Annotated in this window: 16 protein-coding genes; 12 read left to right on the top strand and 4 right to left on the bottom strand. The window is 61.3% G+C overall.

The window, feature by feature from the left end:
• Window positions 1–74 precede the first annotated feature (74 nt).
• The 3 genes from GRF63_RS14230 to GRF63_RS14220 are packed head-to-tail and all read right to left on the bottom strand — an operon-like array spanning window position 75 to window position 1,937.
• Window positions 75–641, bottom strand: a complete 567-nt coding sequence (locus GRF63_RS14230) for a nuclear transport factor 2 family protein (protein ID WP_160486696.1) — start codon at window positions 639–641, stop codon at window positions 75–77.
• Complete coding sequence (locus GRF63_RS14225) at window positions 638–1,453, bottom strand: 2-keto-4-pentenoate hydratase (RefSeq protein WP_160486695.1); 816 nt, start codon at window positions 1,451–1,453, stop codon at window positions 638–640. Before GRF63_RS14225 ends, GRF63_RS14230 begins: the two co-directional genes overlap by 4 nt.
• A 19-nt stretch (window positions 1,454–1,472) precedes the next feature.
• The gene (locus GRF63_RS14220) at window positions 1,473–1,937 is read right to left on the bottom strand and encodes a MarR family winged helix-turn-helix transcriptional regulator (protein WP_160486694.1); all 465 of its coding nucleotides are present in this window, start codon (window positions 1,935–1,937) and stop codon (window positions 1,473–1,475) included.
• A gap of 53 nt (window positions 1,938–1,990) precedes the next feature.
• On the opposite strand from GRF63_RS14220, the gene GRF63_RS14215 reads away from it, so the two are divergent.
• The 11 genes from GRF63_RS14215 to GRF63_RS14165 are packed head-to-tail and all read left to right on the top strand — an operon-like array spanning window position 1,991 to window position 12,022.
• Window positions 1,991–3,166: an amidase gene (locus GRF63_RS14215; protein WP_160486693.1), complete on the top strand. Its 1,176-nt coding sequence runs from the start codon at window positions 1,991–1,993 to the stop codon at window positions 3,164–3,166.
• A gap of 30 nt (window positions 3,167–3,196) precedes the next feature.
• Window positions 3,197–4,465, top strand: coding sequence for an aromatic ring-hydroxylating oxygenase subunit alpha (locus GRF63_RS14210; protein ID WP_160486692.1), 1,269 nt, complete (start codon window positions 3,197–3,199; stop codon window positions 4,463–4,465).
• Complete coding sequence (locus GRF63_RS14205) at window positions 4,462–4,965, top strand: aromatic-ring-hydroxylating dioxygenase subunit beta (protein ID WP_160486691.1); 504 nt, start codon at window positions 4,462–4,464, stop codon at window positions 4,963–4,965. The genes GRF63_RS14210 and GRF63_RS14205 overlap by 4 nt, the downstream gene beginning before the upstream one ends.
• A gap of 9 nt (window positions 4,966–4,974) precedes the next feature.
• Window positions 4,975–6,126, top strand: coding sequence for a muconate/chloromuconate family cycloisomerase (locus GRF63_RS14200; RefSeq protein WP_337189679.1), 1,152 nt, complete (start codon window positions 4,975–4,977; stop codon window positions 6,124–6,126).
• 16 nt (window positions 6,127–6,142) lie between these two features.
• Window positions 6,143–6,433: a muconolactone Delta-isomerase gene (gene catC, locus GRF63_RS14195; RefSeq protein WP_160486690.1), complete on the top strand. Its 291-nt coding sequence runs from the start codon at window positions 6,143–6,145 to the stop codon at window positions 6,431–6,433.
• Between the two features lie 28 nt (window positions 6,434–6,461).
• A complete protein-coding gene (locus tag GRF63_RS14190) occupies window positions 6,462–7,352 on the top strand; it encodes a dioxygenase family protein (RefSeq protein WP_160486689.1) in 891 nt (296 codons plus the stop codon).
• A 56-nt stretch (window positions 7,353–7,408) separates the two neighbouring features.
• On the top strand, window positions 7,409–8,116 hold the full coding sequence (locus GRF63_RS14185; RefSeq protein ID WP_160486688.1) for a CoA transferase subunit A: 708 nt from the start codon (window positions 7,409–7,411) through the stop codon (window positions 8,114–8,116).
• Window positions 8,116–8,772 carry a 3-oxoacid CoA-transferase subunit B gene (locus tag GRF63_RS14180; protein WP_160486687.1) on the top strand — a complete coding sequence of 219 codons (657 nt, stop codon included), beginning with the start codon at window positions 8,116–8,118 and terminating at the stop codon, window positions 8,770–8,772. Before GRF63_RS14185 ends, GRF63_RS14180 begins: the two co-directional genes overlap by 1 nt.
• On the top strand, window positions 8,769–9,971 hold the full coding sequence (gene pcaF, locus GRF63_RS14175) for a 3-oxoadipyl-CoA thiolase (protein ID WP_160486686.1): 1,203 nt from the start codon (window positions 8,769–8,771) through the stop codon (window positions 9,969–9,971). The genes GRF63_RS14180 and pcaF overlap by 4 nt, the downstream gene beginning before the upstream one ends.
• Window positions 9,968–10,759 (top strand): 3-oxoadipate enol-lactonase, encoded by a 792-nt coding sequence (pcaD, locus tag GRF63_RS14170; protein WP_160486685.1) that lies wholly within the window; start codon window positions 9,968–9,970, stop codon window positions 10,757–10,759. The genes pcaF and pcaD overlap by 4 nt, the downstream gene beginning before the upstream one ends.
• Before the next feature lie 24 nt (window positions 10,760–10,783).
• Window positions 10,784–12,022: an NAD(P)/FAD-dependent oxidoreductase gene (locus GRF63_RS14165; RefSeq protein WP_160486684.1), complete on the top strand. Its 1,239-nt coding sequence runs from the start codon at window positions 10,784–10,786 to the stop codon at window positions 12,020–12,022.
• On the opposite strand, the gene GRF63_RS14160 is transcribed toward GRF63_RS14165, so the two are convergent.
• Window positions 12,019–12,477 (bottom strand): MarR family winged helix-turn-helix transcriptional regulator, encoded by a 459-nt coding sequence (locus GRF63_RS14160; protein WP_160486683.1) that lies wholly within the window; start codon window positions 12,475–12,477, stop codon window positions 12,019–12,021. The genes GRF63_RS14165 and GRF63_RS14160 overlap by 4 nt on opposite strands.
• 205 nt (window positions 12,478–12,682) lie before the next feature.
• Between GRF63_RS14160 and GRF63_RS14155 the strand changes: the two genes are divergently transcribed.
• Window positions 12,683–13,837, top strand: coding sequence for an acyl-CoA dehydrogenase family protein (locus tag GRF63_RS14155; RefSeq protein WP_237392506.1), 1,155 nt, complete (start codon window positions 12,683–12,685; stop codon window positions 13,835–13,837).
• Window positions 13,838–13,860: the final 23 nt, after the last annotated feature.

The raw sequence follows: 13,860 nt of genomic DNA, 5'->3' as shown, positions 1-13,860 counted from the left end.
CAAATGCCGATGCGCCGCACAGCCGCCGCTGTTGTAACAGCGAAGGCAGCGCGGCCATGCATGTGCGGTATTTCTCAGGGGCGCATCAGGACGGACTGGCTGGGAAAATCGCTGGCCCAACCTTCCGCCAAGGGTGCGATGAAGACATTCTCCGTGCGGGTGCGCGTGATTTTCCAGCTGCCATCGGCCTCTCTGCGAAAGGCATTGTTCAGGCGCGAGGAGCGTAGCAGGGCCTTCCCGTCGGAGAAGATCCACGGCTGCATATGCACCCATTGGCCATCGGCGGTGTCGCCATGCACATGGATCTGCTCGGATGTCAGGTAATGGCAATTCAGCAGCAGTTCGGGGTCCTTCTTTTCGCCCCAGAAGCCTTCGAAATGTGCGCGGATAGCGGCCTTGCCTTCTGCCCTGCCGAACTGGCCATCGTAATATTCGCCAACGCCTTCCCACACGGCGTCTTCAGTATACAGCTCAAGGATCAGCTCTATCCGCTGCGCATCATCGGCAACGCCGAATTCGGGGAGCGGCGTGTCGCACAGGAACATATAGCGCGCCTGGATGCGCCTGATCTCGGCCTCGGCTTCCAGATCGAGAACACGGGCTTTCAGCTCGTCAAGCTGATGCTGAACAGTCTGGGTCATGATGGGTTTTGGCCTTCCTTTGTTGCGAGAGCCTGGGTGCGACATTGCAGATTGCCGCCGGGAGAAAACAGGGCGCGGCAATCCTGATCGGGTGCCACCGGATGAACACCGGTGATGGCGCCAGTGGAGATCAGCGTTCCGGCAGGCACGCGATGGCCCAGTGCGCGCAGCTTCTTGAGAGCAAAGGCAACCGCCTCATGCGGGCCGCCCGGCAGTGCGCCGGCGCTTTGCGGGCCGTGCTCTTTGCCAGCGATGGACACCGTGCAGTTTACCGAATCGATATCGGTATCTGCCCGAAGCTCCGGGCCGAGTAGCAGCCCAATATTGTTGCCGAATGCCGCGATGGATACCAGCGGCCCAAGGTCGCCGATGTTCGCCAGCGGGCTTCCGGCAACTTCGATGCCGATGTGCCAGCTGCGTATGATCGACGGGATGCAAGCGCCCGTCCATTCGCGCTGCAAATCGCCATCGGGCACTTCTATGCACGCGATCAGTTCCGCCTCCAGCGCAGCGGAGCCGTCACGGATCACCGGAAAAGCCGCAGGATCGTCAAGGCCAATGGACCAGACGCTGGGAGAATAGATCGGGCCGATGAAGCGATTCTCGCCATGCACCCGCTCCTGATCGCCGGAGATCCGGCCGACCTTCCAACCCGCAACCGGCTCAGCCCAAAGGGACATGGCAGCACTTTGAACGGCATAGGCATCTGCAAGGTTGGCGGGTGTTTCTCCGGGATAGGAGGGCAGGCCCACGCAGGATCGGCGGGCAGTAGCAATAGTCTCAGCAGCTTTTGTGATTGCTTGATTGTTCATCGAAAATCTCCGCCTCCTGTCACCGCAGATTCTCCGCAAGATCGGTCAGCATTTCTCGCAAGAGCACCACGCGTTCAACAGACATATCCATGAACGCCCGGCGATACACATGGGCGGCGGCCTGCGTGGCATCGGCCATCTTGTTATGCCCGACGCGGGTGAGACAAACCTCTGTCACGCGGCGATCACGCAGCCCTTCGCGCAAGGTGACAAGCCCTTCCCTCTCCATCCGCTTGACCGCCTTCGTCATGGTGGAAAGCTTGGTGTTTCCCTGGCTCGCCAGTTCGGACACTGAAATCCACTGGTCTTCCTGCAAAACCATGATCACCCGCCACTCGGTCGGGTCCAGACGGCTGTCCTCCAGCGCGGAATTCAGGGCATCGATATAGCGTCCGTGCGCGCGCGTGAGCCAGTAGAAGGGCCAATCCTTGTAAGACAGCTGATCGCTTTTCCCGCTGAGCATCCTGTCGATCGCAGAATTCATCGCGCTGCTCCATATTAGTTGACTATTCCCGTGATTGGTCACATAAAGCGGATATGTCAAGTTTTCCCGGCCCTTTGGACGATTCGGCAGTTCTCATCACCTCGCTCGATCTGGGTGAGCGGGGCGGCCCTCGCGTTGCGGTGAAGGATTGCCTGGATATCGCCGGCCATGTGACGAGCTGCGGCAGCCGCGCGCTTGCCGATGCAGCACCGGCGCAGAACCATGCTGATGTGGTGCAGGCACTGATCGATGCAGGCTGCCATATTATCGGCAAGGCCAACATGCATGAGCTGGCCTATGGTGTGACCGGCCAGAACGAATTTACCGGCACCCCGCCCAACCCTGAATTCCCGGATCGGATCGTTGGTGGTTCCTCCAGCGGTTCTGCCGCAGCGGTTGCCGCGGGGCTGGCCGATTTCGCGATCGGCACCGACACCGGCGGCTCTATCCGCATGCCTGCTGCTTGTTGCGGCATCATCGGCCTGAAGCCCACCTTCGGCTCGGTTTCGCGCACAGGTGCCATTCCGGCTTCAAGCTCCCTCGATTGCATCGGCCCTTTCGCCGCAACGATGGATCAGCTTATCGCGGCGATGGAAGCGATCTATCCCGGCTTCACCCTTCCCGCTGCACCAGATTCTCTGCGGTTGAAGCGCGTGACGGTGGAGGCCGACCTTGCGGTGACGCAGGCTCTCGATGCCGCTCTTGCCCGTGTTGATGCGCAGATCACGCAGATCGAGCTGCCGCATTTTGCTGATGCCCATGCCGCCGGGATGACGATTATCGCGGGCGAAATGGCGGCAGAGCTTGGCCACCTGGTCGGATCTGGCAAGCTGGGCGCTGATATCGATGCACGGCTGGCAGCGGCGGGCAAGATCACCGCTGCACAAATGGAAGAGGCGGAGAGCATTCGCTCCTGCTTCACCGCCAAGGTGGATGCAGCGCTTGCCGATTGCGATGCGCTGGTGCTGCCCACCCTTCCCAGCGAGCCGATATTGGTAAGCGAAGCGTCGGATGCTGCGGCTGCCGTGAAGCTGACGCGGCTGGTTCGGCCATTCAACCTTTCCGGCCACCCGGCAATCACCCTGCCGGTGATGACGCAAAACCGGCTGCCAGCCGGCGTGCAACTGGTGGGCCGAAAGGGCGAGGATGCGGCGCTTTGCGCGCTTGCCAGAGAATTAGAGAAACAGATTTCCCTTCCCGCCGCGGCCCATCGGCCCGGCAATGCCTAGCGCGCCCCTGAGTGCAACAAGGAGACGAAAATGAACGATCAGCAGGCTGAAGCGATCGACTTTGGCGAACTCGTCCAGTCAGACCGTGTGCATACCTCGCTCTACCGCGATCCCGCCATTTTTGACGAGGAGATGGAGCGGATCTTCAAGAACACCTGGGTGTGGGTGGGCCACACCAGCGAAATTCCGATCAAGAACAGCTTCGTCAAAAGCTGGGTGGGCGACAAGCCGGTGATCGTGACCCGCGACAAGGAGATGAAGGTCCACGTCCTGCTCAATCGCTGCCGCCATCGCGCGGCATCGATCTGCGAACAGAAGAGCGGCAAGACCAGCGTGTTCGTGTGCCCCTATCACGGCTGGAGCTATGCGCTGGATGGCAAGCTGCGCGCCGTGCCCCATTCCAAGGTCTACGGCGAGGATTTCGACAAGGAAGAGTTTCCGCTGATTTCGCTGCGCACAGAAATCTACAACGGCATGATCTTCGCCACTTTCCGCGACGATATAGAGCCGTTGGACGATTTTCTCGGCCCGGCGAAAAAGTGGATCGACCTGTTCATGAAACAGGGCGCCGGATACCCGGTGAAGGTGCTGGGCGAACACCAGTTCACCTTCGATGGCAACTGGAAGATCCAACTGGAAAACACCACTGACGCCTATCACTTCCCCATCGTCCACAAGACCTTCCTCGATTCCCTCGATTCAGAGACGACCAACATATTCGATGTGCTGGGCCAGGGCGGCTGGCTGGAAGATCTGGGCAATGGCCATTCAGTAATGGTGATGATCCCCGATCTGGTCGATCTGGATGAAAACCTGGACGCGCCGATCCCCGAACGTTTCGAAGCACTGGCGCAGGAATTGCGAGAAGAAGGCCATGATGAAGACAAGGTGCGCAGGATGGTGCGCGCCGTGGGTGGTGGCGGGTTCAATCTGAACCTGTTCCCCAATGTCGCCTGTTCCATGGCATTCTTCCGCGTGCTGCGGCCCGTGAAGGTGGATCAGACCGAGATCCGCCACATCGCCATCGGCATGGATGGCGGCCCCGATGCCGCCAATCGTGTGCGCCTGCGTCTGCATGAACATTTCCAGGGCCCGATGGGTTTCGGCTCCCCCGATGATGCGGAGGGGTGGGAACGCGTGCAGCGCGGCTCTGCTGCGGGCGATGATTTGTGGATCTTGGTCAATCGCGGAGAGCAGCCGCTGGAAGGCCACGCGGCCGGCGAACACGTGACCGATGTGAGCGCGGAAACCGGCATGCGCGCTGCCTATGACATGTGGAAGAAAGTGATGACGGCATGAGCGATGTTATGGAAAAGACCGCCACGAACGCGATCTCCCTGGATGAGGCAATCCGCTTCATCTGGCGTGAAGCTGAACTGCTGGACACGCAAGATTATGCCCAGTGGCTGGACCTGTGGACGCCCGAAGGCCTTTACATCATCCCCATCGATCGGGACGGAGACGCGCGGATCGATCAGCTCAACGTGGCCTATGACGATGCGGAAATGCGCGCCGCGCGCACGAAACGCCTGAAAAGCGGATTTTCCATGTCCTCCGCGCCATCTGCCCGCACCGTGCGGCTGGTATCCCGCTTTGTGGAGGAGGCCGGTGACGATGGCTCGCTGACAGTGCGCGCCGCGCAGCAGGTGGTTGAATACAAGTTCAACCGTACCCGGCTGCTGGGCGCGGATGTAACCTATCGGCTGGTGCGTGACGGTGATCGCCTGCGCCTCGATCACAAGGAAATCCGCCTCCTGAATTCCGACGATTCCCTCTGGGGAATTGGCTACCTGCTTTAGGCGCCGACGGTGGTTGAACAGCCCGCCACTATTGCCCGGATAGAGACCATGCTGGTCGATGTGCCGACTATCCGTCCGCACAAGCTGGCCATGGCCGTGATGCATTGCCAGGTGCTTTGCCTGGTAAAGATCACGTGCAGCGATGGCGTGGTTGGCTGGGGTGAAGGCACGACTATCGGCGGGCTGGCCTATGGGCCGGAATCGCCGGAATCGATCAAGGTCAATATCGATAGCTACCTGGCTCCGCTGTTGATCGGGCAAAGCGCGGACCCCTTCGCCGCTTCTGCCCGCATGGCCGCGCATATCGCGGGCAATAATTTTGCCCGATGTGCGGTGGAAACCGCGCTGTTCGATGCGCAGGGAAAGCGGCAGGGCGTGCCCGTAAGCGATCTTCTGGGCACCCGTGTGCGCGATGCGGTGCCCGTGCTGTGGGTGCTGGCCAGCGGCGATACCGCGGCGGATATTGCCGAGGCTGAGGACATGATCGCGCGCCGCAGGCACAATGTCTTCAAACTGAAGATCGGCCGCCGCGAACTGGCGGAAGATGTTGCCCATGTCGCCCGGATTAAGCGCGCCCTGGGTGATGCGATATCGATCCGCGTGGATGTGAACATGGCGTGGGACAGGCACACCGCCATGCGCGGCATCGCCATGCTTGCCGATGTAGGCTGCGATCTGGTGGAGCAGCCGCTGGTAAATCATGATGTGGCGGGCATGGCCGAACTGAAGGCGCAGGGTAAGATCGCCATCATGGCCGATGAAAGCCTGACCGGGCCCGTCAGCGCACAAGCCTTTATCGATGCCGATGCAGCCGATGTTTTCGCGGTAAAGATCGAACAATCCGCCGGGCTGATCGCAGCCGGGCGCGTTGGCGCGATGGCGGATGCGGCTGGCACCGCGCTGTATGGCGGCACCATGCTGGAATCCGCCATTGGCTCCATCGCCGCAGCGCAGTTGTTTTGCACCTTCCCCAATCTGCAATGGGGCACCGAATTGTTCGCCCCGCTGCTGTTGACGCAGGAAATTCTGACAACGCCCCTCACCTATCGGGATTTCGCCCTCGAAGTTCCGCAGGCGCCGGGCCTTGGCATCACGCCGGACGAGGTGGCCATCGCGCGCCTTGCCCGCGGCGCGCCCACACGCACGATCACGCACGGATAAGCCAGGAGAATTCACCATGCTTTTCAAGGTGGAAATGGACGTCAACGTCCCCATCGATTTCGACAAGGACAAGTTCGAGGAGCTGAAGGCGGCAGAGAAAGCCCGTTTTCAGGAGCTGCAGAAGGCCGGAACCTGGCGCCATATCTGGCGCGTCGTCGGCCAGTATTCCAACGTCTCCATCTTCGATGTTCGCGACAATTCGCAGCTGCACGACATCATGATGTCGCTGCCGCTTTATCCATTCATGGATGTGCGGGTCACGGCGCTGTGCCGCCATCCATCATCCCTGCATGACGACGACAGATAAACACGCATCCCGGAGAGAGAGATCTGAAATGACCGAAGATTTTGTACAGACAGAGGCAGTCCAGACCCTTTTGGACAAGGCCAGCGGCATCAGCGAAGATGGCGGAAACGACCGCCTGCAAACGATCACGCGAGACCTTGTCGAAGGAATCATGAAAATCATCGTTCGCCACGACATCAACGAGAGCGAATTCTGGCAGGCTATCGGCTTCCTGCAGGGCGGCGCAGACGAATACGGCCTGATCGTTCCTGCCGTGGGTCTTGAACACTTCATGGACCTGGTGATGGACGCGCGCGATGCAGAGGCCGGTAAAAGCGGCGGCACCCCGCGCACCATCGAAGGGCCGCTGTATGTAGAGGGCGCGCCAATCGTTGAAGGCGATGCCAATCTCACCAGCGATCCCGACGACACCGATACGCTGTATATGACCGGCCAGGTCACCGGCCCCGATGGAGAGCCGGTGAAAGGCGCGCTGCTGCATGTCTGGCACGCCAATTCGAAGGGGTTCTACTCCCACTTCGATCCCACGGGAGAACAGACGCCGTTCAACAATCGCCGCCGCCTCAAGCTGGGCGACGATGGCCGCTATCAGTTCCATTCCAAGATGCCCGCCGGCTACGCCTGCCCGCCCGACGGGCCGACCGATCAGCTGATGAAAATGCTGGGCCGCCACGGCAATCGCCCGGCCCATGTGCATTTCTTCGTGGAGGCTCCCGGCTATCGCACGCTGACCACACAGATCAATTTCGGCGACGATCCCTTTGCCAAGGATGATTTTGCTTTTGGCACGCGTGAAGGCCTGTTGCCCATGCCCAACCGGCAGGGCGACAGCGCGATGATCGCGTTCGATTTCCAGTTGCAGCGCGCCGCAGCGCCATCCGAAACGGATTTCTCCGCCCGTCAGCGGGCGCATGCCTGAAACGGGCCTGATGCAAGGCCTGAAACAAGGCCTGAAACGAGGGAAGTTGATGAGCCATGGATAAGACCTTTGCGAGCCCCGCAGCGGCGCTCGAAGGCCTGTTGTTTGACGGCATGACGATCATGTCCGGCGGTTTCGGGCTCTCCGGCAATCCGGAGAGCCTGATCCCCGAGGTGCGCAAAGCGGGCGTCGGCAATCTGACGGTGATCTCCAACAATGCAGGCGCCGATGGCTTCGGGCTCTGGATGCTGCTGGAAAGCCGCCAGATCACCAAGATGATCAGTTCCTACGTGGGGGAGAACAAGCTGTTCGAGCAGCAATATCTGTCTGGCGAACTGGAGCTTGAACTCAACCCGCAAGGCACGCTGGCGGAACGCATCCGCGCAGGCGGCGCGGGTATCCCTGCCTTCTACACCAAGACCGGCGTCGGCACCGTGGTGGCAGAGGGCAAGCCCGTAGAGACCTTCGAGGGCGAGGATTATGTGCGCGAAACCTGGCTGCGCGCAGACCTTGCCATCATCAAGGCATGGCGCGCCGATCACGCGGGCAACCTGATGTTCCGCAAGACGGCCCGCAACTTCAACCCCAACATGGCCACCGCTGCCAAGGTGACGGTGGCGGAGGTGGAGGAGATCGTGCCCAACGGCACCTTCGATCCCGATTGCGTGCACACGCCGGGAATTTACGTCGACAGGGTCGTGATCTCCACCATCAACGAAAAGCGGATCGAGAAGCGCACCACCCGCCCGCGGGAGAACGTGTAATGGCCTGGACACGTGATGACATGGCCGCGCGCGCTGCCCGCGAATTGCAGGATGGCTTTTACGTCAACCTTGGCATCGGCATCCCCACGCTGGTGGCGAATTTCGTGCCAGATGACATTGAGGTGACATTGCAATCGGAAAACGGGATGCTGGGCATCGGCCCCTTCCCGCATGATGATGATGTCGATCCCGATCTGATCAATGCGGGAAAGCAGACGGTAAGCGCGTTGCCCACCTCCAGCTTCTTTTCCTCTGCAGACAGCTTTGCGATGATCCGCGGCGGACATATCGACGTGGCCATTCTGGGCGCGATGGAAGTCAGCGAAACCGGCGATCTCGCCAACTGGATGATTCCGGGCAAGATGGTGAAGGGCATGGGCGGCGCCATGGATCTGGTCGCGGGCGTGAAGAAAATCATCGTGGTGATGGATCTGACCGCAAAGGATGGCAGCCCCAAGTTCGTTTCCCAATGCGCCCTGCCACTGACGGGAAAGGGCGTGGTGGATATGATCATCACCGAGAAATGCGTGTTCAGCCGCGCAGACAAAACCGCGCGGTTCGAACTGGTGGATCTGGCGCCCGGCGTCACACTGGAGGACGTGCGATCCTGCGTCAGCGCGCCGTTCGAAACCTGTATTGAAGAGGCCGCGGCATGAGCCAGGCCTTCATCTGCGATGCCGTGCGCACCCCGATTGGCCGATTGGGCGGCGCGCTTGCATCGATCCGCGCAGACGATCTGGCCGCCCTGCCCTTGCGCGAACTGGCGGCGCGAAACCCGTCGGTCGACTGGGACCGGGTGGACGATGTGGTTCTGGGCTGTGCCAACCAGTCTGGCGAGGATAATCGCAATGTCGCGCGCATGGCGGCGTTGCTGGCCGGTCTGCCGGAAACGGTGCCGGGCATCACCGTCAATCGCCTGTGTGCATCGGGCCTCTCCGCAATCGGCATGGCATCCCAGGCCATCCGCGCGGGCGATGCGGGCCTGATGATCGCGGGCGGCGCGGAAAGCATGACGCGCGCGCCCTATGTGATGGGCAAGGCACAAAGCGCCTTTGGCCGCGCGCAGCAGATAGAGGACACCACGCTTGGCTGGCGCTTCGTAAACCCCGCGATGAAGGCGCAATATGGCGTCGACACCATGCCCACCACGGCCGAGAACGTGGCCGCGCAATGGCAGGTTTCGCGCGAAGAGCAGGATGCCTTTGCCCTCGCCAGCCAGCAAAAGGCGGCACGCGCGCAAAGCTCTGGCCGGTTCGCCCAGGAGATAGCGCCTGTAACCGTGGCGCAGCGCAAGGCAGAGCCGATCTTCTTCCAACATGACGAGCATTTACGCGCCACCAGCCTGGAAAAGCTTGCCGCGCTGAAACCCGTGGTGAAGGCCGACGGCACCGTCACGGCGGGCAACGCATCGGGCCTGAACGATGGCGCGGCGGCGATGTTCATCGCTTCCGAAGCCGCCGCCAAGGCCAATGGGTTGACGCCGCGCGCGCGCATCCTTGCCATCGCGGCCAGCGGCATCGCGCCTTCGATCATGGGTGTCGGCCCCGTGGCGGCGGCGCAAAAGGCGCTGGGGCTGGCCGGGCTTTCGCTGGGCGATCTGGATGTGCTGGAACTGAATGAAGCCTTTGCCGCACAGGCCATCGCGGTGCTGCGCGACCTTGGCCTGCAAGCCGATGATCCGCGGGTCAATCCCAATGGCGGCGCGATTGCGCTGGGCCATCCGCTTGGCATGTCCGGCGCGCGCATCGCGATGAGCGCGGCACAGGAATTGCATGTTTCGGGCGGACGTTACGCCATGGCCTTCCTGTGCGTGGGCGTGGGGCAAGGCGTGGCCATGGTGATCGAGAAAGCATGATGGACCAGTCATTCATAACCTGCGGCGATGGCTGCCAGATCCACTTTCGCCTGGATGGCGCCAATGGCGCGCCCATCCTTGTGCTGTCCAATTCGCTGGGCACGGCCATGTCCATGTGGGAACCGCAGATGGCGCGCCTGCGCCAGCATTTTCGCGTGCTGCGATATGACCAGCGTGGTCACGGCCTCAGCGATTGTCCGCGCGGCGCCTATTCGATGGACAGGTTGGGCCGGGACGTGATCGAATTGCTCGATACGCTTGAACTGGATCGCGTCAATTTCTGCGGCCTGTCGCTGGGTGGGATGACCGGCCAGTGGCTTGGCATCCGCACGCCAGAGCGGTTTGAGCGGCTGATCCTTGCCAACACCAGCCCATATATGGGGCCGCCGTCGGCCTGGGATGCGCGTATCACGCTGGTCTATCGCGAAGGGCTGGCCATGCTGGCACAGGCCTCTGCCGAGCGGTGGTTCACGCCCGATTTCTGCAAGGAGCGCCCCGATAAGGTGGCGCTTTTCCAGGCGCGGCTGGCTGGCGGCAGCCAGACCGGATACGCCGGCTGCTGCGCGGCGATCCGCGACATGGACATGCGCCCCAGCCTCGGTCTCGTGAAGGTGCCCTGCCTGGTGATCGGGGGAGAAAGCGATCCAGCCACGCCGCGCGAACATTCAGAGGCGCTGCATGAAGGTATCCCGGACGCGGCGCTAAAAATGCTCCCCGCCGCGCATCTTTCCAATGTGGAACAGCCCCACGCATTCACCGATGCGGTGATCGATTTCATCCGCGACTGATTTGCATTTCCGGAGCGCAGCAGAATGAAACAAACAGATGTGCTGATCGTGGGCGCCGGGCATGGCGGTGCATCTGCCGCGCTGGCCCTGCGCAGGCATGGTTTTGCAGGATCGGTCCTGATGGTGGGGCGGGAAGACCTGCCTCCCTATGAGCGGCCGCCACTGTCGAAAGAATATCTTGCGCGGGAAAAGCCTTTCGAACGCCTGCTGATCCGGCCGACAGACCATTGGGCAGAGCTGGATATCGATCTGCTGCTGGGCCAGGAAATCACGGCAATCGATGCGCAGGCGAAACGCGCCACGCTGACCAGCGGCGAAGATATCGCCTTCCAGCACATGATCTGGTCCGCAGGCGGTGATGCGCGCAAGCTTGCCTGCCCCGGCGCGGATCTGGCGGGCATCCACACCATCCGCTGCCGCGCGGATGTCGATGCGCTGATGGCGCAGGTGGATGCGGGCGCGAAGCATGCCGTCGTGGTGGGCGGCGGATATATCGGCCTTGAAGGTGCGGCTGTCCTGCGCAAGCTGGGCCTTGAAGTAACGTTGCTGGAAATGGCTGACCGGTTGCTGTCGCGCGTGGCGGGCGAAGATATCTCCCACTTCATTGCCGATGCCCATCGCGGGCGCGGCGTGGATATCCGCTTTGGCACCGGCGTTCATCGCATCAACGGCAAGGATGGTGCGATCTGCGGTGTGGAATTGACCGACCAAAGCAGATTGGAGGCTGACACGATGATCGTGGGCATCGGTATCGACCCTGTCATCGCCCCGCTGCAGGCGGCGGGCGCATCATGCGGCAATGGCGTGCTGGTAGACCGGTTTTGCCAAACCAGCCTGCCCGGCATCTATGCCATTGGCGATTGCGCGCTGCATGAAAATGCCTTCGCGGATGGCGCACAGATACGCCTTGAATCAGTTCAGAACGCCAGTGACATGGCAAATACCGCTGCCCGCGCGATTTGTGGCGATGCAGCGCCCTATGCGGTGGTGCCGTGGTTCTGGTCCAACCAGTATGACATCAAGCTGCAGACCGTGGGCCTGTCCACCGGCCATGATCAGGCAGTGCTGCGGGGCGATCCGCAAACCGGCAAGTTCTCTGTCGTCTATCTGAAGCAGGGCCGCGTGCTGGCGCTGGATAGCGTGAACCGGCCCGCCGATTTCGTGCAGGGCAAGAAGCTGGTGGAGACAAGGCAGCCGATCGACCCTGCCCTGCTGGCCGATGAGACGGTGAAGCTGAAGGCGCTGCTGGCAACTCCGGCCTAATATTCCTGCAGGGAGCCTGACAGTTTCTGCAACAGGCTGACCAGGATCTGGGTTTCCACATCGGTAAAGTCTGAGAATACGCGATCGGAAATACGCTGGCACTCGCGCCATGCATCGCGCCCGCGGCGCTCCCCTTCCTCGGTGATGGTCACGATGGTGACGCGGCGATCTTCCTCGCTTGGCCCGCTGGTTACCAGACCTTCCACCTGCATTCGCTGGATGATCTTCGTCATGGTCGACAGCTTGACGATCGCATGTTCCGAAATTTCGCTGACGCTGGCGGTCTGTTGCCCGTGCAATATCATCAACACGCGCCAGCTGGGCACGTCCAGGCCAACGCGCGCCAACGCCTTTTCGATCAGTGTCAGATAGGTCCGGTCAGCACGTGCAAGCCAATAGAACGGCCATTTAGAAAAATCGAATTCGTAGTTATTTTCCACGTTGTCCCACCGCATCTGATTGGCGATCTGTTCGTTCGCTATTTTTATAACTGCGCACAACCGCCTGCTGCGGCCCGCCATGCATCCTCATCAGCACAAGCCAACACCGGTTGCAATCGGCCGAGTAAACTCTGCTGCAAAAATATAGTTGCACATTCACGTGATATGTATAATCAGTGTTCAACGGATGAATTTGCGACGGAGAGTGTCGATGCGTGATTTGGCTAGCAATCAAGAAAACCTGGCAGGGGTTTCGCAGGCTCGGATCGACGCCTTGCTGGCAGAACTGCCCGCTCGCCGAGACGAGATTACCACCGCGGGCCGGCTGCCCGCCGATATCGTGGAGAAGCTGCGCGGCGCGGGCATCTATCGCGCCATGGTTGCAAAGCGTTTCGGCGGGGAGGAAATCAGCCCCGCACAGTTCATGCAGGTGATCGAGAAGATCGCTGCCGTCGATGCCTCCGTCGCCTGGGTTGCCAGCTTCGGTTTCTCCGCCACATACCTTTCCGCATTGCCCATCTCCACGCTGGAAAAAATGTATGCAGAAGGCCCCGATGTCATCTTTGCAGGCGGCATCTTCCCGCCCCAGCCCGCACCCCGCGTGGATGGCGGCTATCTGGTGTCCGGCCGGTGGAGCTGGGGCAGCGGATCGACCGGCGCGGATCTTGTGGGCGTTGGCATCAAGGGCGAAGCTGCAAACGATACAGGCGGCCTTCCGCTGATCGCCGTAATGCCGGCCAGCAAGATCACCATCGAAGAGAACTGGGACGTGGACGGGCTGAAAGGCACCGGCAGTCACGACATGGTGGCAAGCGAGGTCGTCGTGCCAGAAGAATGGACCTTTGTGCGTGGCGGAAAATCCAGCCTCGACGAACCGCTTTATCGCTATCCCTCCATGGCCCTTGCCGCGCAGGTTCTTGCCGTTGTTGCGCTGGGCGCGGCGCGCGGATCGATCGATCACCTGATGGACATGGCAGCGGGGCGCGGCTCCATCACCGGCGCGCCCACCCTTGCAAAGCGGGCATTTGTGCAGGCCGATCTCGCCAAGGCAGAAGCCAAGCTGCGTTCTGCGCGCTGCTATTTCTTCGACAGCACGGAGCGGTCTTACGCCAGGCTGGAGACGGGCGATGATCTGTCGCGCGAAGAGATCATGTCGATCCGCCTTGCCGCCACGCACGCCGCCCGCACCGGGGCGGAGGTATGCCACGATATTTACCGCATCAGCGGCACCACCGGAATTTTCACCGCCAGCACGATCGGTCGCCAACTGCAGGATGCGCTGATCGTGCCGCAGCATGCCTTCCTTTCCGAAGGCACCTTCACCAGCGCCGGGCAAGTGCTGCTCGGCCAGGAAACCACCCCCGGCTATCCTTGAGCCGGGCCTGACGGAGAACAAGA

Origin of the sequence: Aurantiacibacter rhizosphaerae (genome assembly GCF_009807005.1) — a bacterium.
GTDB classification, from domain to species: Bacteria; Pseudomonadota; Alphaproteobacteria; order Sphingomonadales; family Sphingomonadaceae; genus Alteraurantiacibacter; species Alteraurantiacibacter rhizosphaerae.
This window is presented reverse-complemented; position numbering and strand designations above follow the sequence as displayed.